This window comes from Euhalothece natronophila Z-M001 (genome assembly GCF_007904085.1).
Taxonomy (GTDB): domain Bacteria; phylum Cyanobacteriota; class Cyanobacteriia; order Cyanobacteriales; family Rubidibacteraceae; genus Halothece; species Halothece natronophila.
In genome coordinates this window covers 939,876-964,912 of sequence record NZ_CP042326.1, presented here as the reverse complement: position 1 = coordinate 964,912, position 25,037 = coordinate 939,876, and the positions used below count along the sequence as shown (strand labels likewise).

Here is a 25,037-nt window from a genome sequence, read left to right as displayed (position 1 = left end):
AATCAATGCTGGTTGCTTAAACTGGCTTCCATCATTTTTAAGGCAATAATTAAATTAGCTTGTGTCCATAATAGTGGCGTGGCATCACTGGGAACATATTCTTCCCCTTCGATATGATACAACTCGGGACATTTATAAGCGCCAAATTCACTGTTTTTGCCTGTAATTTGTCCAAGGGAACGATTCAGGTAATGGATTTGCTGCTGTAAGTTTTCTGGATGTTTAGTTTTCTGATAATCTTGCCCAAAGATAACAGAAACAATGGGATCAAAAATGCACCATTGGGCTTCTTGTCCTTCTTTTAAAAAGGCATCTCGTTTTTCAATTTCATTACTAAAATCAGCAGTACGCAACTCTTGGCTTAAGAGGGTTTTGTAGTTAGGAAACCAAAACGAATCGCCTAAATACCGTTTAATTCCATACTTCCCTTCTAAGTTATTTAAAACGCGATCGCGCACTTTTTCTGCCATTGCATCGGAGATGACACCTAAAGGATAAATTAAGAATAATAACGCCCCATCAGACTCTCGTTGTTTCTTGGGATCCTTTTGGATACATTCAGCCGGGAGAATTTGATTGAGGGCAATATTGCCTTTTTCAATTAACTCATCTAATAAGCGAGGAGTAATAACTTCGCCATTATACTCACAGCAATGGGCAATAAAATTAGCATTGAGATTCAGTTGTCTTAGTGCTTTTAATCCTGCTACCACTGTGCCAATACTAGAGGCTTCTATCTTGCGAGTTTCTTCCCAATGACCACTATCTTCATCTTGCCAAAACGCGATCGCGCGAAAATAGAGAGGAAACAACGCGAGGGTTTTTACATCCAATTCCGTTAAACTAATCCATCCTTCTCGTACTAAGAAACAATAGAACCATAAAAAGTAGCCTAAGGCATCATTTTGGGCATGGGGCCAGTTTTCAGGGTTTTCTTCAAGGGTGTTGCCATTAAATCGAACATGAGGACGATTCATGACATTTTTTGCTAGGGGAGGTTGATCAATAATCTTTTCAAAGCGCGATCGATGCTTGGTAAAATATGCCATCAAGGTTTGGGCATTTTGTACCGCAATATCTGTTTTTCCCCAGACATAATGGGCATGGGCAACATGAATATTATCTCGTACCCAAACATTAGAGTATCCTGTATATTCTGTTTCCTCATCTAATTCTGCTGCCGGGAACAAACCATTCTCTAAACGGGGAAATGTAAGGGCTTCTTTTTCAAGAAGTCGCACCAATATATTTTCAATATCAACAGGAGAATAATGAGAACGAATTAAGTCTAGTAATTCTTCGTTATGAATAATAAGCATTCTTCAATGGTTTAGCGAGATAAGCGGGAATCCTACGACTAATCCTAACGCCAGACGGGGCGTATAAACCTCCATATTCTCCCTATCTGAGGAAAGCTTCATGTACAGTAACTAATTATCTGTCGTCTTAACAAATTTATGTCATCGGCTTTTTAAACACTTCAGATAGAGTCATGGCGCAGGGATTACCGCAATTTAAACATTACTATAACCTTAAAGAATCCTCCTCACGGGCTTTCACAAATTCGATGTCGTTTTCCTGACTTTTCACAAAATAATTGTCATTTCCCTGATTCTGGGATTTTGCATAATTTTACTGTAAATTCACAGGAAATTTGTCGTCGAATCCAATTGTTCGTGTTAGGCTTAAATTATAAAAACATAAATGTATTATTAATCAAAATTGTGCAATGGAGGAACAACTAACCTCATCATCTAATACCCAAGAGGAGAAACCAGCTTTTCCTGTTATTCCTTCTGAAGAACTTTCAGAGGAAGCGAAACTCAAGCTGGAGATTATTCAAAGTCTTCTTGAACCCTGCGATTGACGCGAAGCGTCACGCGCCTTCGGCGCATCGCGCTACCTATGGTAAGAAATTAAAAGATGCAGCCCAAAAGTTAGGAAAGTCAGTGCGAACGGTTCAACGGCTGGTAAAGCGATGGGAAGAAGAAGGTTTAAGTGCTTTATCTACTGGGGAACGTTCCGATAAAGGAGATCATCGCATTGATTCTCGTTTAGAAGAATTTATTCTCAAGACCTATAAAGAGGGGAATAAAGGAAGCAAGCGCATGACCCGCAAGCAAGTTTATCTCCGTACTGCAATTAAAGCCAAAGAATTGGGCTTAAAACCTCTCAGTCACATGACAGTTTATCGTGTTCTTGAGCCAGTCATAGAAGCACAAGAAAAGAAAAAGAGTATTCGTTCTCCTGGCTGGCGGGGTTCACAATTATCTGTAAAAACTCGTGCTGGACAGGATTTATCTGTTGAGTATAGTAATCATGTTTGGCAGTGTGACCATACTCGTGCTGATATTTTACTGGTTGATAAATACGGAGAAATTCTGAGTCGTCCCTGGCTGACAACAGTTATTGATACTTATTCTCGTTGTATTGTTGGGTTTCATTTGGGCTACGATGCCCCAAGTTCTCAAGTGGTGTCTTTAGCCTTGCGTCATGCAATGCTACCCAAACGATACGGCGCAGAATATAAACTCCACGAATCATGGGGAACGTATGGCAAACCTGAGCATTTCTTCACTGATGGCGGTAAGGATTTTCGCTCTAACCATCTCCAACAAATTTCGGCACAGTTAGGGTTTGTATGCCATCTGCGCGATCGTCCCAGTGAAGGCGGAATTGTTGAACGTCCCTTTAAAACCTTTAATACAGAATTCTTTTCGACGTTAAGAGGATATACTGGCTCAAATGTTCAAGAGCGTCCCAAAGATGCCGAAAAGGAGGCTTGTTTAACGCTGCGAGATTTAGAACAATTATTCGTTCGATATATCGTGGATCGTTATAACCAACAAATAGATGCTCGAATGGGAGAACAGACTCGTTTTCAACGATGGGAGTCGGGATTGATTGCTATGCCTGAGTTACGCTCTGAACGCGAGTTGGATATCTGTTTAATGAAGCAAACTCGGCGCAGAGTTCAACGGGGAGGGTATTTACAGTTCGAGAACCTGATGTATCGAGGAGAGCATCTAGAGGGTTATGTTGGGGAGAATGTCACTTTGCGTTATGACCCTAATGATATTACAAGGCTTTTGGTTTATCGCAAGGAAGGGAATGAAGATGTTTTCTTAACTCGTGCCTTTGCCTCGGATTGGGAAACAGAACACTTATCCCTTGATGAAGCAAAAGCAATGAGTCGGAAACTTCGTAACGCTGGAAAGACACTCAGCAATCATTCTATTAGTGAAGAGGTGCGCGATCGCGATCAGTTTGTTAAAGAGAAGAAAACGAAAAAGGAACGCCAGAAGGAAGAACAGGCAGAGTTACTAACTCCCACTGCTAATTCTACATCGAAAGAAATCGAGGAAGAAGCAGAAGGGGAAACAGTTGTTCCAAATGAAGAACTTGTCGAAGAAGTAGAAGTGTTGGACTACGACGAAATGTTAGAAAATTACGGGTGGTAAAAATGGGAAAAACTAACGCAAATACAGAAGCAGAAAATGTTGCTCAACAATTAGGAAACATTGATCGCGTAGGTGCTGATCTAAAAGCAGAAATCGAACGTTTACGAGGACGGAGTTTAGTCCAATTGGAGCAAGTTAAAAAACTCCATGACTGGTTAGAAGGAAAGCGTCATTCTCGACAGTCTTGTCGGGTAGTTGGGGAATCAAGAACAGGAAAAACTATGTCCTGTAATGCCTATCGGTTGCGACATAAACCCACTCAGGAAGTTGGAAAACCCCCAAGTGTACCCGTTGTTTATATTCAGCCTCCTCAAGAATGCCCTGCAAGAGAGTTGTTTCGCACCATTATCGAACATCTGAAATACAAGATGGTAAAAGGAACAGTGGGGGAAATTCGTTCTCGAAGTTTGCAGGTGTTAAAACGTTGTGGCGTGGAAATGCTGATTATTGATGAAGCAGATCGCCTGAAACCAAAAACCTTTGCTGATGTTCGGGATATTTTTGATCAGTTGGGAATATCAGTGGTTTTAGTGGAAACCGATCACTTAGATACAGTTATCAAGCGAGATGAACAGGTTTATAATCGGTTTCGCGCTTGTTATCGTTTTGGAAAGCTATCAGGAAAAGAGTTTCAGGAAACAGTCGATCTTTGGGAAAAGAAAGTTTTGCAATTGCCTGTGGCTTCTAATTTAAGCAGTAAATCAACCCTGAAGATTCTAGGAGAAGCAACGGGAGGCTATATCGGTTTACTAGATATGATTCTACGAGAAGCAGCCATTCGAGCATTGCAGAAGGGATTAGGGAAGATCGATAAAGAAACTCTGGAAGAAGTGGCGGGAGAGTATCGTTGATGGAAATAACGGATATTGAGCCTTGGTTATTTGTGATTGATCCCTATGATGGGGAGAGCATTAGTCATACCATCTCTGATAACTTATGCTACAATGCCTCGGAAGTAAAATGACTTGGAGTTAAGTGCCATGAGAGTTAACTATCAATGCGTCATTCAAGAAACTCCCTCACAACTGAAAAAACTTCAAACCCAGCAGAAAGAGCTTTCAAAATTTCGGAAAATGCAAGGTTTATATTTGCTAAAAACCGGTGAAGTAAAAACAGTGACTCATCTAGCGACTTATTTAGGAGTGCATCGGGTAACTATTCGGAGAAATCCAAAAATGGTTAGAAGATAATTACCAGATTTTCCTCAACTATAAAACGCTATACCATTTGGTGAAATATAAACTAAAAGCGAAACTGAAAGTTCCTAGACGAAGCTCAGCCAAGAAGAATGAACAAGAAGCAGAAGGCTTCAAAAAAAAACTTCCTAATTTGCTATTAATCCGTGCGCTAAATAGTTAACATGGGAAAGTGAAGTACGGCAGTTTTCTATATGCAATTAAAAGACGCTCGGAGTTTACCCCCTCAAGCTCAACAAGCAATCCGTAAAAGGGCGGTCATGGCAGTGATTGAGAACAAACGTTCTCAAGGAGAAGTGGCCCAAGAGTTTGGAGTTACTCGTACAGCAGTTAATCAGTGGGTGCAACGTTACCGTCGTGGGGGTGAGACAGCTCTCAAAGCTTGTAAACAAGGTCGTCGTGAGCATCCTACCTTGGCGCGATCGCAGGTAACGACAATTACTCGTCTCATTCGGGATTACAGCCCAGAACAACTACAACTGCCATTTACTCTCTGGACTCGACAAGCCGTATCTCAGCTCATTGAACAATGTTGGGGAATTACTCTTTCTCAAACGACGATTGGTCGTTATCTGCGTCGTTGGGGACTGTCTCCACAAAAGCCTGCCAAATGCGCTCGTGAGCAATGTCCTCACCAGCTTCAGCATTGGTTAACTCATGAATATCCAGCGATTCACAAGCGAGCACAGCAGGAAGGAGCTGAGATTCATTGGGGTGATGAAATGGGATTGCGTTCGGACCATCAAGCAGGGACTTGTTGGTCTGAGGTAGGGAAAACGCCAATTGTAGAAGGAACTGGGCAACGTTTCAGTTGCAACTTAATTTCCGCCCTGACCAATCGAGGAACCCTACGCTTTCAAGTATTTCAAGGGGGATTTAATAGCGATGTCTTTTTGGAATTTTTACGCCGATTAATTCGCTCCAGGGAAAACAAAGTTTTTTTGATTGTAGATCGCCACCCAGTACATCGCTCCCGTAAAGTTCAACAATGGGTAGCTCAACATCAGGATGAATTGGAACTGTTTTATCTTCCCCCCTACAGCCCAGAACGAAATCCCGATGAATTTCTCAATCAGGACATTAAAAGCAATGCTATGAGACGACAAAGACCCCGTAATCGTAATGAACTCATGAAAAGGGTTCGCTCTTATTTATACAGTCTTCAGAAATGTCCCGAACGTATTAGTCGTTATTTTTGGGCTCAGCCAGTTCAATATGCTGGCCTTTAGGTGTTAACTATTTCCTGCACGGATTAATAAATGCAGTGAAATGGCTGGAAGAAATGGAAAGGAAAGAAAGTCGAAAAATTAGGTATTGGTGTCAAGACGAAACGCGATTAGGATTAAAGACAATTGAAAGAAAAAGAATTACAGCTCATGGAGTTAAGCCAATAGGAAAGGTGCAATGGGAATTTGTCGCTTATTATTTGTATGGAATAATTGAGCCAAGTAGTGGAGATAATTTCTTTCTAGAATTTTCTCACTTAGATAGTGATTGTTTTCAAGTCTTTTTAGAGCAAGTGTCTAAACACTCTCCGAATTGTTTGAATATTATTCAATTGGATCAAGGGAAATTTCATCAAAGTAAAAACTTAAAAATTCCCGAAAACATTTTATTACTATTTCAACCGCCAGCTAGTCCAGAGCTAAACCCAATTGAAAGGTTTTGGCAATATATTAAAGACGAACTAAGTTGGAACTTATATGAAGAACTGGAAGAGCTTAAGAAAGAAGTAAGAACTATTTTAACGAAAATTACACCGAAAACTATCATCTCTCTAACCAATTGGGATTACCTACAAAAAGCTCTTACTGTAGTGTAGGTTTTTAGAAATGGTATCACTTTTTGGGACGGTTTCGTCGGGAAAATACCCTAACACCGACAATGTTAGGTAAGGAGACTGGTTTGGGCGCGGTTATCTCGCGCTGGGAAAAGTTTCGATTTAATCCACCGCCTTCGCAAAAAGAGTTATCCGCTTTAGCAAGTATTGTGCAGGTGGATGTTTCTCAATTAAGAGAAATGTTACCACCCAAGGGCGTTGGAATGAAGTTAGAGCCAATTCGTTTATGTGGTACTTGTTATGGGGAGACTCCATATCATAAAATTGAGTGGCAGTTGAAGACAACGGAGTTTTGCTCTGAGCATCTGTTAACGTTGTTGTCAGAATGCCCCAATTGTGGCGTAAGATTTAAGATTCCATCGCTTTGGGTTGATGGGTGGTGCGATCGCTGTTTTACGGCGTTTTCAGAAATGGCATCATCTCAGAAGAAAATATAACCAGAAGAAAGCTGAACATTATCTAATTTTCGATCGCGATCGCGCTTGTCAATCTCTAAGCTATGAAGAAAACCAAAATGATGCTAAAGTGGTGGGATTGAAACGGAACGATCGCGCCTTTAAAATTAATATTGCTGGCTAATTAGAGGAACAGTCAAGGAAGTATCCCTCTTTTGTCATTTTCCGAGAAAAATGATAAGAAAAGAAAAGTAAGAACAAAGAGGGAAGCGAGTGCTCATGATGGATGTAGCTTTACAGATTCGTCAACACCTACCGCGAGACCCAGAACCTACTAGCGCGATCGTAGACAACTATTGTGGTTACTATCAAGACCTGTTTCAAGATGTGAGAAATTATGAATGCTTTAAATTTTTACATTTAGGACTCATCGCACCGATTAAACGAAAATCTCTACCAGAAATTGCCAAAGTCGTCGGGATTACTTCTGCACAATCTCTACATCACTTCCTTGCTAACTCACCTTGGTCAGTAGAACAATTAAGAGAAAGAAGATTACAAAAAACTAAAGAAGCCTTAAAGGGAAAAGCAACTCACGGGGTGACAATCGTGTTGTAATCGCCTCAAGCGCTGACGTAGATAGCCTTTTATAATAAACAGATCAGGCTGCGCGATCGCGCTAACTGTGCGATCGCAGAAACCAAAATGAACTTAAAAAATGCTACCAAAATTATATCGCAATCACCTTGCTAATCGACTCACTCGTGCCCAATTATTAAGCCTAGAAATCTGGGTATGGCTGTTACAAGTTCATAAAAATGTGAAAATCGAAAAACTAGCTGCGTACTATCCTTTACCGATTAAGTATGAAAGTCGTCGCCGTCGTCTTCAAAGATTTCTAGTGCTTCCTTCCCTGTCCATGGCCCTAATTTGGTTTCCAATCATTAAAGAAATTATTAAACTCATTCACCCAAGTAATCAACCTCTTTACTTAGCTTTAGACAGAACGCAGTGGCAAGATAAAAACTTGTTTGTTGTCGCCTTCATTCATCAGAAACGAGCTCTTCCCATTTATTGGCAATTTTTATCAAAGAAAGGAGCCAGTAATTTAAAAGAACAAAAAGCTTTACTCAAACCGATTTTGAAACTTCTGAGAGGTTATCGATTAATCATTTTAGGAGACCGTGAATTTCATAGCATCGAGCTGGCTAAATGGTTACGGAGAGAGAAAGTGGGCTTTGTTCTGCGTCAGAAAAAAGACCGAAACATTCAAGTCAAAGGAAAAGATTGTCAATCTCTTAGTTGCTTCGACTTTCAACCAGGAGACTCTCATTTCTTTCCTAATATAAAAGTGGGTAAAAACGGATTCGGTCAATTTTCTGTTGCCGTTAAATGGAAAAAGAAATACCGAGGAAGTGTCGAAAAAGAGCCTTGGTATCTTCTGACTAATCTTCCCGATCTCGACTCGGCAATCAAAGCTTATCAAAAGCGTATGGGAATCGAAGCCATGTTTAAGGATTGTAAGATCGGAGGTTATAATTTAGAAGGCTCTAAGGCTTCAGTCAAAAGACTAAGTAATTTGGTTTTGTTGTGCGCGATCGCGTACACGGTCTCCAGTTTAAAGGGGCAATCCATTCGGTTCAAAGGTCAACAAGAATATCTTGGTCGTCTGAGAACAGTGAAGCAAAAAATGACGAAAAATAGTAATTTCTTAATCGGCTTATATGGTCAAACTTGGATCATCACTCAGATTTTTGTCAAAGATTGGGTAGAAGAATTGATGAGTCTTAATCGCAATAAGTTTCCCTTTTATCAGAAAGGGTTAAGAGCTATGGAACTTATACAGCAAGGGGCTTAAGCCAGTCGTCACCCCTTGAGGAAAAGCAATCACCGTCATTATTGATGAAACTGGAGATAGAAAGAAGGGAAATCGTACCGATTATGTCGCTAGACAATACTTAGGAAGTTTGGGCAAAATTGACCAAGGAATCGTCTCGGTCAATGCTTATGGAGTGTATCAAGATATCACTTTCCCCTTAAAGTTTAAGGTATTTAAGCCCAAAGGAACTCTCAAACCAGGGGATAAATACCAAACCAAGATTGAATTAGCCATAGAACTGATTCAAGAGTTAATTGATTTTGGCTTTAACATTGACCTAGTTTTAGCAGATAGCTTGTATGGAGAAAGTAGTGATTTCATCAACACCCTAACCCACTATCAGCTGTCCTATGTAGTAGCAATTAGAAGTAATCATAGTGTCCTACTGCCCCCAGGACAAAGGGTAAGAGCCAATAAATGGTGTCAATTTACTCGAACCTTTAGTGATAACAGTTCCGAAACCAGATACATTCGAGAAATTATTTATGGCAAGAGAAGAAACATCACTTATTGGGATCTCACCACTGACCCAGAAACTTTGCCCAGTAATGGGACCTCTTTTGTTATGACCAATCTTCAAGGGAAGGTCAAGAAAAAACTAGGAGACCTTTACGGTTTAAGAACTTGGGTGGAATATGGATTTCGCCAATGTAAGCAAGAATTGGGTTGGAAAGATTATCGTTTCACCAAGTTTTCTGAGATCGAGAAGTGGTGGGAAATCATTTACTGTGTTTATTTAATGGTGAGCTTACAAACGCCAGGTTTTAGCTCTTTTGAGCAAGATGAAGACAGTGATGATAAGACACAACCATCAACAAGTAATAATTCTCCTCAACATCCCAATTGGAGGAAGGGAAATAGCTGGAAAGATGCCTTACATAACCTACGTTTAGTTATGGAACCATGGTTCTTATTTTGGTTAGTTGTCCCTTGGCTAGAGATGTTTAATAATGACCACTTATTATTGGGGTTTCAGCATTTATTTTCTTCTGTTCATCAAGTTAAAATAGGTTTTTAAGAGTTGATTAGAACTCATTATTTTTTACTTCTTGCTTCGGAAAGTGACAAAAGAGGGATAACTGGACATTAAGGCTCGATCGCATCCAAGAAGCCGCTATTACTGAAATTAATCAGCCTTGGGCAAAAGATTTAGCGCGCGTGGCAGTAACCTTTAAGTTATATGGCAGACTTGCCTTTGGTTACACTGTCAAACCCGATGATGATTTTGTTGGGGAATTAGAAGGAGAGTCACGGCAGGTAATTCGGAAAATTTTTAATACCTTTTGGTTTTTGCGCGATCTTGCGAGATATTGGGAACAGTGCGAAGTTATTGAACCGAAAAGTGTGCGCGATCGCGCTTTAGAAAAAATCACCCAACTTGCCCAACGCTATCACCTTGATCTTCAGTAATTCTCCCTCTTCTCCTACTAACTTCTAAAGATAGAATTAGGGAACAGGGAAAAAGTTATTAGCCCAAGATGATTAGGGGAATCATGATCGCAAGCCCAGACTATACTCATCTTACCTCTGACCAATACCTCCAACTAGAGGCAAGCAGTCCCATTAAACACGAGTATCGGAATGGAAAAGCCTATGCAATGGCAGGAACTACTGACAGCCATAACTTAATTGCAGGAAACCTCTACACGATGATTCGTAACCATTTACGAGGATCAAATTTTCGGGTTTATTTTGCCGATGTGAAAGCTAGACTCGAAAGCTGTAACTGTTTCTACTATCCTGATTTGATGGTAACTTTTGAGGATCGTGATGCGGAAACAACAACTTATAAGTCCTATCCAAAACTTATTGTAGAAATTCTTTCTGACTCGACAGAAGCCTTTGACCGAGGAGATAAATTTATTGATTATCAAACACTCCCTACCTTAGAAGAATATGTTTTAATTAGTAGCAAAAAACAACGAGTTGAATGTTATCGTCGCACTGAAAAAGAGTTATGGCTATTTCAGTTTTATCTTCCTAATCATAAATCTTTTTATTGCAACAGCATTGGTCTTGAGGCAACTTTTTCTGAACTTTATGAAAACGTTATTTTATAACACTTTAATAGCTTAATTATTCAATAAGAAGTAACAGCAATTATGACTAAAACTTTAGCGAAAAAGATTACTTTTGATGAGTTTAACATCCAATATCTTAACGGAGAAGGACGCTATGAACTCCATGATGGAATTGTCGTTGAAATGCCGAAACCTAAAGGACAACACTCGATTATAACAGGATTTCTCATGGAAGAATTAATCCTCACGATGATTGAAATGGGTCAACGGGGAAAATGGACAATTCCTAGAGAGTCGATTATAAAATCAAGTAATGGTAAATCAGGCTATGAACCTGATATTATTGTCCTCGATCAGAACGCGATCGCGACTGAGTCTCGCTGGGCAAGTGAATCAATCATTGAAAAGGCGGAATCAGTAAAATTAATTGTGGAAGTAGTGAGTACAAATTGGCGTGATGACTACTTCAAAAAACGAGCAGATTACGAAGAATTAGGAATTACTGAATACTGGATTGTTGATTATGCCACATTTGGAGGACGCAATTTTTTAGGCAATCCCAAAGAGCCAACTTTATCTGTTTATCAACTAATTGAAGGTGAGTATCAAGTTCAGCAATTTCGCGGTAATGATAAGATTATTTCCCCAACATTTCCTACTTTGAATAAAACTGCAAATCAAATTTTTCGAGCTAATCAAGACTAATTTTTTTGCTTCTATAGCAGTTTTCACGCTTTTTGTGAGTCCTTCGTCCTTTGTTGTTTGTAAACTAATAACTCATCATTAATAAACGAGTAGAGAGAAAAGAGAAAATAAGCAATTAAACTCACTTCTAAATTCTCTCTCGTCACTTCTTGATTCCTAATGACTAATGACTAATGACCAATGACCAATGACTAATGACTAATGACCAATGACTAATGACTAATGACCAATGACCAATGACCAATGACCAATGACCAATGACTAATGACTAAGAAACGTTATCAGCAAGAATCTCCACCCGAGAAAGACGCAATCCCGATTAATTCAATGCCACAATAAGAAAAGTAGGCTTAATGAAAATACATACTCCATGACAACAACAACAGCACCAGAAACGAAAACTCAGTTACCCCCCTTAATTCCCCGTTCAGTTCTCTTTGGTAATCCCAAACGCGCCCGTCCTCGTCTTTCTCCTGATGCCAAATATATGGCTTATCTCGCCCCAGATGACAAAGATGTGCTACAAGTTTGGGTGCGAACTATTGGGGAAACCGATGATAAGCAAGTGACCCAAGATCAAAAACGCGGCATTCGAGCCTACTTTTGGACATATAAACCCGATCAGTTAATATACCTTCAAGATGCAGATGGGGATGAAAACTTCCATCTTTACGCCGTTAACCTCACTAATAACATTGTTCGTGACTTAACCCCATTTCAAGGAGTCAAAGCCCAACCCATTGATCTTGATCCCGAAACCCCTGATCAAGTGTTAGTGGGATTAAACCTGAATGATGCTCAAAAATTTGATGTTTACCGCATTAATTTAAATAACGGTGCAGTAGAATTTGATACCGATAACCCCGGCAATATTGTCAGTTGGACAGCAGATGCTCAATTTCAAGTTCGGGCAGCTGTCGCCGCTACCCCAGATGGCGGATCAGACTTACTCTATCGGGAAACCCCTAACCAAGAATGGGAATGCTTGCGCCATTGGAGTGCTGATGACGAAGGAGGAGCGTTAAGTTTTTCTCAAGATGGGAAAACCCTCTATATTGTGGGGTCACATGAAGCAAATGCTCAACGCCTACTTGCCCTTGATTTAGAGAGTAAAGAGGAAACAGTTATCGCCGCGGATGAACAGTATGATGTTGGGGATGTGATGATTCATCCTACAAAGCGTCATATTGAAGCCGTTTCCTTTTATAAAGACAAAGAAGAATGGCAAATTTTAGATAGCGCGATCGCGCCTGACTTTGAAGCCATCCGTAACTTTCGCGAAGGAGAATTTGGTATTGGTAGCCGCGACTTAGCCGATAAAAACTGGTTAGTTGCCTACATTACTGATGATGGGCCCGTTTATTACTATCACTACCACCGCGATAATCAAGAATTTGAATTTCTCTTCACCAATCAACCCGAATTAGAAGACCTCCCCCTCGCCAAAATGCAACCCATTTCCTTCCAAGCAAGAGATGGGTTAACGATTCATGGCTATTTAACCACTCCTGTGGGGGTAGAAGCCAAACAACTCCCCACCGTGTTATATGTTCATGGGGGCCCTTGGGCGCGTGATACTTGGGGATATAGCCCCACTGTACAATGGCTTGCTAATCGTGGTTATGCTGTCTTACAGGTAAATTTCCGTGGTTCAACTGGCTATGGTAAAGACTTTCTCAACGCTGGAAACCGAGAATGGGGAGCCGCGATGCACGATGATCTCATTGATGCCGTGGAATGGCTAAAACAAGAAGGCATTTCTGATCCTAATCAAATTGCTATCATGGGCGGTTCTTACGGCGGTTATGCTACCCTCGCAGGCTTAACCTTTACCCCAGAGGTATTCGCTTGTGGCGTGGATATTGTTGGCCCCTCCAACCTCATTACCCTCATTAATAGTGTTCCTCCCTACTGGAAACCCATGATGTCTATGTTTGCCCATCGCGTTGGGGATATTGAAACCGAAGAAGACTTTTTAAGATCGCGCTCTCCCCTCTTTTATGCCGATCAAATTACCAAACCCCTTTTAATTGGGCAAGGAGCCAATGATCCACGAGTGAAACAAGCCGAAAGTGAACAAATTGTCGCTGCCATGCGAGAAAAAGGAAAACCCGTCCAATATGCCCTTTATACTGATGAAGGACATGGGTTTGCTCGTCCTGAAAATCGGATGCACTTTTATGCCCTTACTGAAAACTTCCTCGCCCAGTATCTTGACGGGCGTGCTGAAGAAGTTGGAGAAATGACTGGTCACTCTGGGATTGTCAGTTAAGATTATTGCCAAAAATTTTCCTCTGTCAGTTATCATAGAAGGCAGAGGAATAATAAAAAAATGTTTAAAACGAGAGGTGAAAACGGCTTATGGATTGGCGAATTTTAATTGTTCTCGCTCCTGTTATGGTAGCGGCTGGTTGGGCTGTCTTTAATATTGGCGCGATCGCGCTTAGACAGGCTCAAGACTTCTTGAATCGGCAAAATAGTTAACATTATTGATGAAGTAGCACAGTTGTTGTTTTCCTCAAGCAGCAACTGTGTTTTTTTGTCCTTTGTCCTTTATTGTTTGTCCTTTGTTATTTGTCCTTTGTCCTTTGTCCTTCGTTGTTTGTAAACCAATGACTAATGACTAATGACCAATGACCAATGACCAATGACTAATGAAAGTAATACATAGCAGGAGGTTCACCCGTAGATGTATGTATTAATCGGTGGGGCTGGTATGATGGGGTTGCGGTTAGCACAACGGTTATTAGACCTCGGACATACCGTTGCCGTTATCGACATTGATCCCCTTGCTTGTCAATATGCACGGGAAAAAATTGGGGTCATGTCTTTTGAAGGAAGTGCTGTTTCCACCAGTGTCCTCCTAGAAGCTGGCATTATGAAAGCTAACACGATTGTTGCGACGATGACAAGTGATGCCATAAACCTTGCATTAGTTACCCTTTCCAAGCATTATGGTGTTCCTCAAATTGTTGTCCGTCTCAACGATCGCGATTTTGCCCAACCCTACCGTATTGCGGGTGCAAGTCATGTTATTAGTACCATTGATGTTGCCATTACTCGCATTGTCAATGCTATTGAATATCCCGAAGTAGAAGCAATGATGCACTTTGAACAAGGACAAGTAGAAGTGCTAAAACTCCCCGTTACCAAAGATTGTTATATTACAGATCGCACAGTAGCTGACATTGCCAGTGATCCCAAATTCCCAAAAGGTTCACTTGTCATTGGTTATCAATCTCATCCCCAAGCCGATCTCATTATTCCCAATGGTGGCACAGTATTAGAAGCAGGTTCTACCATCCTTGTTGTCACTAAGCCTAACTATCTCCGTCAAATTATTCAATTTGTGGGACTCAGCACTACTCATCTTCCAACTGTAGAAGTTTCTGATTAATTCGTTGGATGGAATTACGGGCTAATTCCTCTGATAAAATCCCTTTCCGCAAAGAATCATTAATTGCCCCCTTTTCCGCTAAAAGTAATTGCCGACGAATTTTGAGAAATTTATTATTTTCTTGTGTTGCAGATTTCAATGGATCACTACGGCGGTTATATAAATCTCGTAAGTCACGTTCTGACTTAGCAATTCGTGCTTGATAATTGGCTCTCATTTCCTCATAAACAGCTTTTGGTAACACTCCTGTTTTATGAAGATTGTCTAACTCTTCTTGGGCGGCTTTAGAAGTAATTAAGTCTAATTGTCGTGTTTCGATATCCCGAGTCATTTTAGAGAAAGAAGCCAGCTTTAATCGGGAAACTAACCAAGGTAACGTCAAACCTTGACCAATTAAAGAAACAAACACTGTTCCAAAAATTAAGGTAATGAGTTGTTCTCGTCCGGGTAAATCGGTGGGTAAACTTAAGGCTAAAGCCATGGAAAGAGAGCCTTTAACATTACCTAAAAAGAGAACGTGCTGCCATTTTAAGGGTAAAGGACGACCGAAAAATTGTAATAAGGCTAATAAGGGATAGACAGAAATTGCTCGTCCAACTTGATAACTTAGCACTGCAATCAGCACACTTGGTAAAGTTTGGATTAAAACTCCCACATTCACTTCAATGCCAATGAGGAGGAAAATAAAGGTATTGACTCCAAACCCAGCATATTCCCAAAAACTGAGGAGAGTGATTTTAGTAGAAGCAGAAACCTCTCTGGCTAAACCAATATTTCCTACCACTAAGCCTGATACCACTACCGCAACTGCCCCAGAAACCTCTAGAAATTGAGCCACTTGAAAGGTTCCCAGAGAAACAGCAACAGTTAGTAAGAGACTACTTAAAGGATCATCGAGTTGTCGAAATAAACCCAAACAAAGATACCCTAACCCTAATCCCACCACTGTTCCCCCGACAATAGCGAGAAAAAGTTGTTGAAATGCCCCAGTGGCATCAAATTCTCCTTGGGCATAAACTTCTCCCACTACACTTAAAATAACGAGGGCAACCCCATCATTAAATAAACTCTCCCCCTCCACAATGGTGGAAAGACGACTGGGAACTGATACCTCTTTAAACGCTGCAATCACAGAAACAGTATCGGTAATTGCCAAAATTGCCCCTGCAAATAAGGCGGCATTCAGTTCTAAATTGAGGGCTATTTTCAGAACAAATGCAGTTATTGCCGCTGCTAAAACTAACCCTGGCCCGGCAAGTAACGCGATCGGTCTAAAGGTAGTACGCAGCCGACTAATATCAGTATTAATAGCAGATTCAAAAATTAGAATTGGGAGGAATAAGTTGAGAACTAAAGCGGGATCAATGCCAATATCCCCCGGTAACCAGTCTTTGGTAATGGCTAACCCTGCTAAAACTAATCCTGTTACATAAGGAATTTTCAGCCTTCGCGTAATTAAGGCGACTGCAGTTGCAACTAATAAAAGAACAATTAAACTGGTAATTAATTCAGTGACAACTTCTTCTTCTGCGCCAGGAACGACTCCTTCTTGTGCGAATAACCATAACATAAATAATTATTATTGATAGTGCTAATATCATCTCTAGGAGTTATCGGTATATTGATATGTTTTTCCTGGATCACCTAAATAACTGATAAAAACAGCATTTGCTTTAACAGAGTTGTTTGGAAATAGTATTATAGTTTTAATCTCGTAAAACTAAAACTGGACAAGGGGCTTGACGAACCACTCTTTCTGATACTGATCCTAAAGCAAAGCGGTTTAAACCTTTGTGGGCATGAGAGGGAATAATAATTAACTCGATACCATTTTTCTTGGCATAATCTAGAATTTTCCTTGCTGGTTTACCAATTACAACATTAAAAGGGGCTTTTTTATATTCGGGATCAGGAAAGCGTTTATAAAAGGCTTTTTCCACATGACGACGGCGAGTGTCATTATCCACAGTATGCCAAATAATGCCGGGATCACCAGGGTTAAGAGGGCGTAAAACATGGATAATGTGAACATTTTCTGGGTTTTCCATTTCTCCAATTGTGTCTTCTAAAGCCTGAAAAGAAGATTCGGAAAAGTCGATAGGAACTAAAACGCGATCGCGCTTAAACAAACTCATGGCAATTTATTTTGGGGTATCTGGTGCTTCTACCAATTCTAAATAATCAAGTTACAGCAGGTGCTCCCTTTGCCTCCTTAGCAAGGGGACTTGGGGAGCCTATGCAATAGCACTCGTTTATGGAAATGGCATTATAGTCTAATATAAATCAGTGTAGGTAAGATCAGCACCATCTAAGCAAGCATTTTTTAAGTTCGCACCCATTAACTTTGCTTTCCGTAAATTGGCATGGGATAAATTTGCCCCTTCTAAGTTGGCAATAACTAAATTTGCCCCTTCTAAACAAGCATGACTCAAATTTGCCCCCTGTAAGTTTGCCCCAATAAAGTTACAGCCTTTGAGATCAAAATAGCTTAATACTACCCCTGATAACTCGATGTTTTGAAAATTCCGTTCTCCTGCCTCATAGCGCATGAGAAATTCTCCTATGGGCGTTACAGGAATCTGTCGTTGCGGTGGCTGACGATACACAAAGCGAAAGCTATCCCCACTTGCTATAACTTCCTGCAATTCTTCATAAAAGGGATAATTACCAATCCCACTAAGAGTTACCCAAGCGCGAGTGCGAGTAATGGCAGTAAATAGCTGATTACGAAGATAAATATTAGCCTCTGCTTGCGCCACCTGATCTAACCCGATAATATACACCATATCCGCTTCTTGCCCTTTTGCCCGATGAATGCGAGAAATCGTCACTCCTCCTTCACACCAAAATTGATTGGGGTTGCGTTGCCCAGAAGGGGTTTCAAAAATATTACAATCAGGCGCACTGGGTAAATAAATATCAATCCCCTGCTGATAGAGAAATTGAGCAACTGTCGTTTCTAAGCGTCTGCTTTCTCCTAACACTAATACTAGAATGTTGCGACTAGGGCGTAATCCTTCTTGGCGCAGGTTGGTAAAAATTTGCTCGGCTAATGCGGTTAATTCTTCTTGGCGGGTTGCATAACTTTGAAAGCGAATCATCTCTCCCTCCCATAATTGCGGTAGAGGATGTGGGGAGTTAGCAAGTGGGCGTTTGAGGGTTATGGTTTCCCCCAGTTGAAAGTTGCCTTCTACCTGATAGCCTAGCGCTTCCCAGTCTTGAGGATGGGTAACCCCTGTTAACATGCCTTCTTTTCTTAATAAGCCCATTCCCACCCCATGGGCAAGGGTAATGATAGGATGAGGAAGGCGATAACAGCGCGATAATATCTCAGTTTTCTGAATGCCATCACTGTATTCGCTACTGAGAAGATGGGCGAGTTCATCCCCTAAAATTTCCCCAGGGGTAGGAATGGTGAGATGATCTAAACTTTGGGCTTCGTCATATGTCCAAATTAAACGTCGTTGTTGCGGTTGAGTGGGATTAACGGGACGCAGGGCTTGGTAGGCTAATTGGTAAAAGGGTTGTTTGTGGTGTCGCTTAACGCTATCGTCAACTAATAAGTCTTGTCCTTCATCAATGAGAATTGCATCAAAAATTTGGGGAATAGTGGTTTGGGTTAAGAGATGATCACAGGCTAGCGCGATCGCGCTTTGGGGTTGGTAACGATGAGGCGTTGGGATATCTTGTACGGTAAGAGGAGAAATCCCTGCGGCTTCAGAAACGACGCGATAAAACCCTGGCTGTGTTTTTGCCCCCCACGCATGAAGAATCCGTAATTTTGACGTTTTAGCATTAAACTTGGTTTTCTCTTCACTAAAGCGATTTAAATAGTGACTGACATAATGAATAATTACGGGATAGAGACTACGAGAGAAAAACACCAAAGCGATATCCCATTGCGGATATTTTAGGTGCATTTGTACAGCTTTTTGACATAAAACGGCCGTTTTGCCAGAGCCTGCAATTCCTCGAATCCGTTGACAACCGGGGGGAATTTGTTTACCAATTTTTTCTTGTTGGTGATCAAATTCTGAGATATGTTGATAGAGTTCTTGTAAAACTTTACCGCGCGTTTTTGGGGGAGACAGAACAGGAAAAGTTGTTTTTTGATGCAGCGGCGTTCCACTAATAACCGAGAGTAATAATTGCCATTGTCTCTCGCTTAAATGATTACCTTGATATAGAGGAACTGTCGTTTCAATTGTTGTTAATAAATCTGAGGAAGCGGTAAGATTATTTTGTAATAATAATGGGGGATTACTAGGGAGACGATGAAAGCCTCGATTTTCCCACTCTTTTTGAGTAATGTTGGGAAGGGCAACTAAAATTCGGCTGGTAATTTGTTCTTTTAAATCGGGTTCTTGATGACAGTAAGATAAGAGAGAGGAAAGCTGATTTTCTGCTTGTTGATAGGGGTTGCCACTGCTAGTATAAAAATTCTGATATTGCCAAAGATGGCCAGTAATTTGTTGAATTTGATTAATAACAAGAGCTTTTACCTCAATGATAATAATCCCGAAAGCGCGATCGAGCAGTAAAATATCGGGTTCTTTGCGAAAATTCCCCACCTGTGAGAAAATTGGATAACGCCAGTAACCAAGGCAAGCGCGATCGGCAAATGCTTTTTGAACCTGATCCCAAACTTCCTTTTCCGCAGTTACTCCAGCTTGCTTTAAGGGTTCTGTTGCAATAAAACGAGCCTTCATTCTTGCTGCTTCAACTGTTGCTTAATATATTGAACAAGTTCTCCCATTTGTTGCTGATTTTTTTGCTGTACTGAGTCAACGGCTTTACGCAGATCATTTAAATGATCAGTTACGCCTCGCACTTGATTAAATAATGCCTCGTTGGTTTTCTTGAGATTATCAAACTCATCTTGTAAAGGTGTAATAACCACCGTTTCTAAGGTATCAATGCGCTGTTCTAAGTATTGAATATAAGCATATAAATTCTCAGAACTTTCTTCTTGGCTGACGCTTTGATCATCTGATAATAATTTGACTTCTGCTTCTAAATTTTCAATGCGTTCCCATAAATCTTGATTATCTTGATCATTATCCTTTTTAACTGTTTCTTCTGCAAGATATTCATCAATCCAAGTCTTAATTAACTCACTCATAGATAAGCCATCAGCCTTAACTTTTTGCTGAAACGCCTCTCGTTTTTCCGCATCAATTTGAATGCTAATACTTTTCTTAGTCATGTTTTATACAGAATTATCATATAATTAATGTTTTATTGGAAAACCAGTGTAATGGATGTGAGATAGATCAATATGACAACCTTAAAAAACTCTCCCTTAAAAGCCAAGTTTAGGCGAATTCCCTGGTCAATCTGGTTATGTATTCCACTATCATTACTGATCTTGCTTTCATTGCAAACCGCAGTTGCCGCCGAAGAAACCGAAGAACTAACCCCAGAAACCATTAAGGGAATTATTGACACCATTTGGATTTTAATTGCCGCCATTCTCGTCATCTTTATGAATGCTGGGTTTGGAATGCTAGAAACAGGCTTTTGTCGCCAGAAAAATGCAGTTAGCATTCTTTCTAAAAACTTAATTGTTTTTGCCCTCGCTACCATAGCATATTTTGCCTTTGGCTTTTCCTTTATGTTTGCTGATGGTAGCCCTGTAATTGGCTTTGGGGGATGGCTTCTCAGTGGTGATGCAGAAGTTTATGGACTTGATCCCTTTCCAGAGGGGTTACCCGTTACAGTCTTTTTCCTATTCCAAGTTGCCTTTGCTGGTACTGCTGCCACGATTGTATCAGGGGCGGTTGCTGAACGGATTAAGTTTAGAAGTTTTATGATTTTTAGTTTTCTCCTTGTCGCCTTTGCCTATCCTATAACAGGACATTGGGTGTGGAGTGAAACAGGCTGGTTAGGTAATTTAGATTTTCATGACTTTGCTGGTTCAACGGTGGTTCATTCCGTCGGCGGTTGGGCGGCACTAACAGGGGCTTATATACTGGGGCCAAGAGAAGGGAAGTATTTAGAAGATGGAAGCATGACAGGGATTCCCCCCCATAACATGAGTATTGCCACCTTAGGGGGGCTTATTTTATGGATTGGCTGGTTTGGCTTTAATCCGGGATCAGAATTAGAAGCCAATTTGAATGTTCCTTATATTGCAGTAACCACAAATCTGTCAGCAGCAAGTGGCGCGATCGCGGCAACAATTGCGGTATGGCTACGATTTGGACTCCCTGATCTATCTATGATTATTAATGGCGTTTTAGCAGGATTAGTTGCCATTACCGCCAGTTGTGATGGCGTAAGTTATATTGGGGCAATTATCATTGGCAGCGTTGCTGGTGTTCTCATTGTTTTTGCCGTTCCCATTTTTGATCGCCTCAAAATTGATGATCCAGTAGGGGCAATTTCAGTTCACCTTGTTAATGGCATTTGGGGAACATTAGCAGTAGGCATTTTTCATCAAGAGTTAGCAAGTGTGGGTCAATTTTTTACCCAAATTTTAGGTATTGCTTCAGTTGGAATTTATACCGTTATCCTTGCCACGATTTTCTGGTTAGCCTTGAAATTCTCGGTGGGGCTTCGCGTTGATTCTGCTGAGGAAGAAGAAGGGTTAGACATTGGGGAACATGGCATGGAAGCCTATAGTGGCTTTGTGCAAATGGAAGATTTAACCCTAGATGAAGAACACTAAGAAAAAATTGTTGTTAGCAGGGGTTGGCTTACCCACTAATCCCTGCTAAACCACTAATAGCGAGCTATAAAGGAACAACTTGAATTTCAATTTGAGCAGTTACTTCAGGATGGAGTTTTACCTCTGTTTTGTAGAAGCCAATGCGGCTAATCTCATCGGGTAACACCACACCACGACGATCAATATCCTGTCCTGTTACTTCTTTAATCACATCTACCACATCTTGAGGGGTGACCGTTCCAAAAATTGCTTCTCCTTCACCCACTTGCTTACGAATGGTAAAGCGACCAACTGTTTCCAGAGCCGTTTTCCGATCTTGAGCTTCTTTTAAGATAGCAAGGAGACGTTGACGTTCCTTCTCTTGTCTTTGTTCGGCCTGTCTAAGCACCCCAGGGGTGGCAAAACTTGCTAACTTTTGGGGAACAAGATAATTACGAGCATAGCCAGGGGCTACTTCCACAATACTATCGGCTTGACCGAGCTTTTTCACGTCTTTGTGTAAAACAACTTGTAATCGTTTCGCCATGATATTTACTATAAAGTTTCCAAATAGAACAAAAGAATGACCACCTTATCAATATAGGTGGTACGCACAAACCTTAATTATAGCAGCAAAATTTGCAACTGAAAAAGCCCCGCCAAGTTCATTAGCGGGGCAAAGCTCTAGGTTTTAAGGCGTTTCACGTTTTTCGCTAAACCAAGAATTTCAAGGAAACGAATGGTCATCCAAGTAATATCGAGTTCCCACCAGTTTAAGCCGTGACGAGCAGAATATTCATAAGCGTGATGATTATTGTGCCAGCCTTCGCCATAGGTTAGTAGAGCAACCCACCAGCAGTTACGAGAGTGATCTTTCGATTCATAGGTTTGGTAACCAAACTTGTGCGTAGCGCTATTAACGAACCAAGTGCAGTGGAAAACCGCAACTAAGCGAACAAATACGCCCCAGATGACGAAAGACCAGCCGCCGATGGCATATAAGAACAGACCAAAGGCAACTTGAATAAGAATAAAATAGTTCGATAAAAATTGATAAACTGGGTCCGAATTAATATCTTGTGTAAATTTAGGAATATCTTTTTCGGCGGGAATTTCATGGAGCATCCAACCCATGTGACTCCACCAGAAACCTTTATTAGAATCGTGAGGATCAGGGCTGTTATCAGAATATTTGTGATGAATACGGTGTAGCCCAACCCAATCAATCACACTGCCTTGAGCAGATAGCGTACCGCAAAACGCAAAGAAGTATTCTAGCCATTTGGGAACTTGGAAGCTACGGTGAGTTAGAAGACGATGATAGCCTAAAGTAACTCCCAGTCCTCCTGTTACCCAGTGCATGATTAGAGCGACTCCCACTGCTGACCAACTAAAAAAGTTGGGAAGGAAAGCTAAAAGAGCAACTAGATGAATAGATGCAATATAGGCAAATGTTGGCCAATCAAATGGTAATTTTTTTTCAGTTGCAACAGTCATAGATGAAATTACGTTTCTTTAATGAAGGTTTTAATGGTATTGTCCTGAGTTAACGCCCCCAAATTCAAGAGCTAAATCCAAAAATATCCTTAAAATTTCAAGAATATTTCGTGAAACTGGAGAATATGAGCAGCCAAATCATCTTAGAAAAAGCAGAAACTGCACTCTTTCCAATATTTTCTAAAATTGACACGCTAGTTAAGCATAACGCAAAAAAAGTTTTAGAGGTATTTCGGCAAGAACGGGTAGGCGTACAACATTTTGCCAGTGTCAGTGGGTATGGGCATGGTGATTTAGGTCGAGAAACGCTCGATCGCGCTTTTGCCAAGATTATGGGCGCAGAGGCTGCAGCGGTGCGAGTGCAATTAGTCTCAGGAACTCATGCCATTACTTGTGCCTTATTTGGAGTGTTGCGTCTTGGGGATGAAATGTTAGCTGTGGCAGGACGACCTTATGACACTTTAGAAGAAGTCATCGGGTTACGGGAATCCACACTCGGATCATTAAAAGAGTTTGGCGTTCATTATCGAGAGCTCCCCCTTACCAGTGAAAATACCATAGATTGGGAAGGCTTAAAAACCGCAGTTACCGCAAAAACGCGCTTAGTCTTCATTCAACGTTCCTGTGGTTATACTTGGCGAGAAAGCCTTTCTATTGCTGATATTGAGCGGATTATTCACATTGTTAAGCAACAAAATCCTGAGACAGTTTGTTTTGTCGATAACTGTTATGGGGAATTTGTAGAAACCCAAGAACCCCCTGCAGTAGGCGCAGATTTAATTGCAGGTTCTCTAATTAAAAATCCAGGGGGAACCATTGTTACGGCTGGCGGGTATCTCGCCGGACGAAAACATTTAGTCGAAGCCGCTTGCTGTCGTTTAACTGCCCCTGGCATTGGTAGCGAGGGAGGAGCAACCTTTGACCAAAATCGTCTCTTATTTCAAGGCTTATTTTTAGCCCCGCAAATGGTGGGAGAAGCGATTAAGGGAACGCATTTAATTGCCCATGTCTTTCAGCAATTGGGCTATCCTGTTAATCCACTCCCAGAAACACCACGGCGAGATGTGATTCAAGGAATTAAACTGGGAAGTAAAGAAAAGCTACTGGCGTTCTGTCGCGCTTTACAACAGCAGTCTCCTGTGGGGTCTTATTTAGACCCTGTGCCTGCAGAAATGCCGGGTTATGAAAGTGAGTTAGTAATGGCAGGCGGAACGTTTATTGATGGTAGCACCTCTGAGTTATCTGCTGATGGGCCACTGCGAGAGCCTTATATTGTATTCTGTCAGGGGGGAACCCATTGGACTCATTGCGCGATCGCGCTTGAAGCGATTATTAAAGCCTTAGAAGACTTATGACTTGTAAATTATATTATCATCCCCAATCGAATTTCGCTCGTAAAATCCGTATTTTATTAATGGAAAAAAAGATTGATTATGAGTTAGAAGCGATTGAACTCAGTGCCAAACCAGAGTATTTTTTGAAAATTTCTCCCATTGGGAAAGTCCCAGTTTTTGTGGATGAAGATGGCACAGTAATTTGGGATTCCTCGTTAATTGCTGAGTATTTAGAAGAAAAATATCCTCATCCTCATTTGTGTCCGCAAACCTTTCAGGAAAAAATTGCTTGTCGCAAATGGGAAGAAATGGCAGATACTTTAGGGGATCATGTCATTGATCTTTGGATTCAAGGATTATTTAATCAAGGTAAAGTAACGCGATATCAATCTTTATTACAAGAAAAAATTTCCCGTATTATCCCAGTTTTTGAAGAACAACTAAAGCAAACCAAATATTTATTAGGGAACGAAACTTGGTCAATGGCTGATATTGCGGCACTTTGTTCTTTTGCCTATCATGATTTACGACTTAATGAAGATTGGAAAAATAAGTATCCTCATCTAAAAAATTGGTTTAATGATTTACATAATATTGAGTCAGTTAAGTTAACAGTTCCACCGAAAAAGGCAGGAATAAAGTAATATAGTGTTGTTTTTCGTT

The 25,037-nt window shown here is 40.8% G+C and carries 24 protein-coding genes and 2 pseudogenes; 19 read left to right on the top strand and 7 right to left on the bottom strand.

Annotated features, from left to right (window positions below):
• Positions 1-2 precede the first annotated feature (2 nt).
• The gene (locus tag FRE64_RS04515) at positions 3-1,319 is read right to left on the bottom strand and encodes a glycoside hydrolase family 15 protein (protein WP_146294862.1); all 1,317 of its coding nucleotides are present in this window, start codon (positions 1,317-1,319) and stop codon (positions 3-5) included.
• Positions 1,320-1,729: 410 nt separating this feature from the next.
• Between FRE64_RS04515 and FRE64_RS18180 the strand changes: the two genes are divergently transcribed.
• From FRE64_RS18180 to FRE64_RS04435, 16 genes and pseudogenes are all read left to right on the top strand, one after another.
• On the top strand, positions 1,730-1,867 hold the full coding sequence (locus FRE64_RS18180; RefSeq protein WP_315862643.1) for a hypothetical protein: 138 nt from the start codon (positions 1,730-1,732) through the stop codon (positions 1,865-1,867).
• Positions 1,851-3,461, top strand: coding sequence for a Mu transposase C-terminal domain-containing protein (locus FRE64_RS04510; protein WP_315862642.1), 1,611 nt, complete (start codon positions 1,851-1,853; stop codon positions 3,459-3,461). Before FRE64_RS18180 ends, FRE64_RS04510 begins: the two co-directional genes overlap by 17 nt.
• A 2-nt stretch (positions 3,462-3,463) precedes the next feature.
• Positions 3,464-4,312, top strand: coding sequence for a TniB family NTP-binding protein (locus FRE64_RS04505; protein ID WP_146294861.1), 849 nt, complete (start codon positions 3,464-3,466; stop codon positions 4,310-4,312).
• A gap of 129 nt (positions 4,313-4,441) precedes the next feature.
• Positions 4,442-4,651, top strand: coding sequence for a hypothetical protein (locus FRE64_RS04500; protein WP_146294860.1), 210 nt, complete (start codon positions 4,442-4,444; stop codon positions 4,649-4,651).
• A 200-nt stretch (positions 4,652-4,851) separates the two neighbouring features.
• Positions 4,852-5,886 (top strand): IS630 family transposase, encoded by a 1,035-nt coding sequence (locus FRE64_RS04495; protein WP_146294724.1) that lies wholly within the window; start codon positions 4,852-4,854, stop codon positions 5,884-5,886.
• A gap of 35 nt (positions 5,887-5,921) precedes the next feature.
• Positions 5,922-6,479, top strand: a complete 558-nt coding sequence (locus FRE64_RS04490) for an IS630 family transposase (RefSeq protein WP_186708965.1) — start codon at positions 5,922-5,924, stop codon at positions 6,477-6,479.
• Between the two features lie 390 nt (positions 6,480-6,869).
• Positions 6,870-7,076, top strand: a complete 207-nt coding sequence (locus FRE64_RS04480) for a hypothetical protein (protein WP_146294858.1) — start codon at positions 6,870-6,872, stop codon at positions 7,074-7,076.
• Between the two features lie 98 nt (positions 7,077-7,174).
• Positions 7,175-7,507, top strand: a pseudogene (locus tag FRE64_RS04475) (transposase); the annotation flags it as partial.
• 103 nt (positions 7,508-7,610) lie between these two features.
• Positions 7,611-8,750, top strand: coding sequence for an IS4 family transposase (locus FRE64_RS04470; RefSeq protein WP_146294195.1), 1,140 nt, complete (start codon positions 7,611-7,613; stop codon positions 8,748-8,750).
• Between the two features lie 19 nt (positions 8,751-8,769).
• Positions 8,770-9,789, top strand: a pseudogene (locus FRE64_RS04465) (IS701 family transposase); the annotation flags it as partial.
• A gap of 140 nt (positions 9,790-9,929) precedes the next feature.
• The gene (locus tag FRE64_RS04460; RefSeq protein WP_449265785.1) at positions 9,930-10,181 is read left to right on the top strand and encodes a hypothetical protein; all 252 of its coding nucleotides are present in this window, start codon (positions 9,930-9,932) and stop codon (positions 10,179-10,181) included.
• Positions 10,182-10,264: 83 nt separating this feature from the next.
• Positions 10,265-10,831, top strand: coding sequence for a Uma2 family endonuclease (locus FRE64_RS04455; protein WP_146294854.1), 567 nt, complete (start codon positions 10,265-10,267; stop codon positions 10,829-10,831).
• Positions 10,832-10,873: 42 nt separating this feature from the next.
• On the top strand, positions 10,874-11,497 hold the full coding sequence (locus tag FRE64_RS04450) for a Uma2 family endonuclease (RefSeq protein ID WP_146294853.1): 624 nt from the start codon (positions 10,874-10,876) through the stop codon (positions 11,495-11,497).
• A 370-nt stretch (positions 11,498-11,867) separates the two neighbouring features.
• On the top strand, positions 11,868-13,769 hold the full coding sequence (locus FRE64_RS04445; protein WP_146294852.1) for a S9 family peptidase: 1,902 nt from the start codon (positions 11,868-11,870) through the stop codon (positions 13,767-13,769).
• A gap of 89 nt (positions 13,770-13,858) precedes the next feature.
• Positions 13,859-13,981 (top strand): photosystem II protein Y, encoded by a 123-nt coding sequence (locus FRE64_RS04440; protein WP_146294851.1) that lies wholly within the window; start codon positions 13,859-13,861, stop codon positions 13,979-13,981.
• A gap of 205 nt (positions 13,982-14,186) precedes the next feature.
• Positions 14,187-14,894, top strand: coding sequence for a potassium channel family protein (locus tag FRE64_RS04435; RefSeq protein WP_146294850.1), 708 nt, complete (start codon positions 14,187-14,189; stop codon positions 14,892-14,894).
• Here the strand turns inward: FRE64_RS04435 and FRE64_RS04430 are convergent.
• From FRE64_RS04430 to FRE64_RS04415, 4 genes are all read right to left on the bottom strand, one after another.
• Positions 14,860-16,464 (bottom strand): cation:proton antiporter, encoded by a 1,605-nt coding sequence (locus FRE64_RS04430; RefSeq protein ID WP_146294849.1) that lies wholly within the window; start codon positions 16,462-16,464, stop codon positions 14,860-14,862. The genes FRE64_RS04435 and FRE64_RS04430 overlap by 35 nt on opposite strands.
• A gap of 136 nt (positions 16,465-16,600) precedes the next feature.
• The gene (locus FRE64_RS04425) at positions 16,601-17,029 is read right to left on the bottom strand and encodes a universal stress protein (RefSeq protein WP_146294848.1); all 429 of its coding nucleotides are present in this window, start codon (positions 17,027-17,029) and stop codon (positions 16,601-16,603) included.
• Positions 17,030-17,167: 138 nt separating this feature from the next.
• Entirely contained in the window at positions 17,168-19,603 is a 2,436-nt protein-coding gene (locus FRE64_RS04420) for a pentapeptide repeat-containing protein (protein WP_146294847.1), read from the bottom strand.
• A complete protein-coding gene (locus FRE64_RS04415; protein ID WP_146294846.1) occupies positions 19,600-20,100 on the bottom strand; it encodes a hypothetical protein in 501 nt (166 codons plus the stop codon). The genes FRE64_RS04420 and FRE64_RS04415 overlap by 4 nt, the downstream gene beginning before the upstream one ends.
• Before the next feature lie 72 nt (positions 20,101-20,172).
• On the opposite strand from FRE64_RS04415, the gene FRE64_RS04410 reads away from it, so the two are divergent.
• Positions 20,173-21,564 (top strand): ammonium transporter, encoded by a 1,392-nt coding sequence (locus tag FRE64_RS04410; RefSeq protein ID WP_146294845.1) that lies wholly within the window; start codon positions 20,173-20,175, stop codon positions 21,562-21,564.
• Positions 21,565-21,628: 64 nt separating this feature from the next.
• Here the strand turns inward: FRE64_RS04410 and rplI are convergent, their stop codons facing one another.
• Together rplI and FRE64_RS04400 are read right to left on the bottom strand one after the other, a co-directional pair.
• On the bottom strand, positions 21,629-22,090 hold the full coding sequence (rplI, locus tag FRE64_RS04405; protein ID WP_146294844.1) for a 50S ribosomal protein L9: 462 nt from the start codon (positions 22,088-22,090) through the stop codon (positions 21,629-21,631).
• Positions 22,091-22,227: 137 nt separating this feature from the next.
• Positions 22,228-23,040, bottom strand: a complete 813-nt coding sequence (locus FRE64_RS04400; RefSeq protein WP_146294843.1) for an acyl-CoA desaturase — start codon at positions 23,038-23,040, stop codon at positions 22,228-22,230.
• Positions 23,041-23,165: 125 nt separating this feature from the next.
• On the opposite strand from FRE64_RS04400, the gene FRE64_RS04395 reads away from it, so the two are divergent.
• Both FRE64_RS04395 and FRE64_RS04390 read left to right on the top strand, forming a co-directional pair.
• A complete protein-coding gene (locus FRE64_RS04395; RefSeq protein ID WP_146294842.1) occupies positions 23,166-24,395 on the top strand; it encodes a methionine gamma-lyase family protein in 1,230 nt (409 codons plus the stop codon).
• Entirely contained in the window at positions 24,392-25,018 is a 627-nt protein-coding gene (locus FRE64_RS04390; protein WP_146294841.1) for a glutathione S-transferase family protein, read from the top strand. Before FRE64_RS04395 ends, FRE64_RS04390 begins: the two co-directional genes overlap by 4 nt.
• Positions 25,019-25,037: the final 19 nt, after the last annotated feature.

Coding starts and splice junctions, on each gene's coding strand:
- FRE64_RS04450 (WP_146294853.1), top strand. CDS start 10,874: ATGACTAAAACTTTAGCGAAAAAGATTACTTTTGATGAGTTTAACATC.
- FRE64_RS04505 (WP_146294861.1), top strand. CDS start 3,464: ATGGGAAAAACTAACGCAAATACAGAAGCAGAAAATGTTGCTCAACAA.
- FRE64_RS04400 (WP_146294843.1), bottom strand. CDS start 23,040: ATGACTGTTGCAACTGAAAAAAAATTACCATTTGATTGGCCAACATTT.
- FRE64_RS04495 (WP_146294724.1), top strand. CDS start 4,852: ATGCAATTAAAAGACGCTCGGAGTTTACCCCCTCAAGCTCAACAAGCA.
- FRE64_RS04410 (WP_146294845.1), top strand. CDS start 20,173: ATGACAACCTTAAAAAACTCTCCCTTAAAAGCCAAGTTTAGGCGAATT.
- FRE64_RS04435 (WP_146294850.1), top strand. CDS start 14,187: ATGTATGTATTAATCGGTGGGGCTGGTATGATGGGGTTGCGGTTAGCA.
- FRE64_RS04440 (WP_146294851.1), top strand. CDS start 13,859: ATGGATTGGCGAATTTTAATTGTTCTCGCTCCTGTTATGGTAGCGGCT.
- FRE64_RS04395 (WP_146294842.1), top strand. CDS start 23,166: ATGAGCAGCCAAATCATCTTAGAAAAAGCAGAAACTGCACTCTTTCCA.
- FRE64_RS04425 (WP_146294848.1), bottom strand. CDS start 17,029: ATGAGTTTGTTTAAGCGCGATCGCGTTTTAGTTCCTATCGACTTTTCC.
- FRE64_RS04445 (WP_146294852.1), top strand. CDS start 11,868: ATGACAACAACAACAGCACCAGAAACGAAAACTCAGTTACCCCCCTTA.
- FRE64_RS04455 (WP_146294854.1), top strand. CDS start 10,265: ATGATCGCAAGCCCAGACTATACTCATCTTACCTCTGACCAATACCTC.
- FRE64_RS04420 (WP_146294847.1), bottom strand. CDS start 19,603: ATGAAGGCTCGTTTTATTGCAACAGAACCCTTAAAGCAAGCTGGAGTA.
- FRE64_RS04480 (WP_146294858.1), top strand. CDS start 6,870: ATGGGTGGTGCGATCGCTGTTTTACGGCGTTTTCAGAAATGGCATCAT.
- FRE64_RS04470 (WP_146294195.1), top strand. CDS start 7,611: ATGCTACCAAAATTATATCGCAATCACCTTGCTAATCGACTCACTCGT.
- FRE64_RS04390 (WP_146294841.1), top strand. CDS start 24,392: ATGACTTGTAAATTATATTATCATCCCCAATCGAATTTCGCTCGTAAA.
- FRE64_RS04515 (WP_146294862.1), bottom strand. CDS start 1,319: ATGCTTATTATTCATAACGAAGAATTACTAGACTTAATTCGTTCTCAT.
- FRE64_RS04415 (WP_146294846.1), bottom strand. CDS start 20,100: ATGACTAAGAAAAGTATTAGCATTCAAATTGATGCGGAAAAACGAGAG.
- FRE64_RS18180 (WP_315862643.1), top strand. CDS start 1,730: ATGGAGGAACAACTAACCTCATCATCTAATACCCAAGAGGAGAAACCA.
- FRE64_RS04430 (WP_146294849.1), bottom strand. CDS start 16,464: ATGTTATGGTTATTCGCACAAGAAGGAGTCGTTCCTGGCGCAGAAGAA.
- FRE64_RS04500 (WP_146294860.1), top strand. CDS start 4,442: ATGAGAGTTAACTATCAATGCGTCATTCAAGAAACTCCCTCACAACTG.
- rplI (WP_146294844.1), bottom strand. CDS start 22,090: ATGGCGAAACGATTACAAGTTGTTTTACACAAAGACGTGAAAAAGCTC.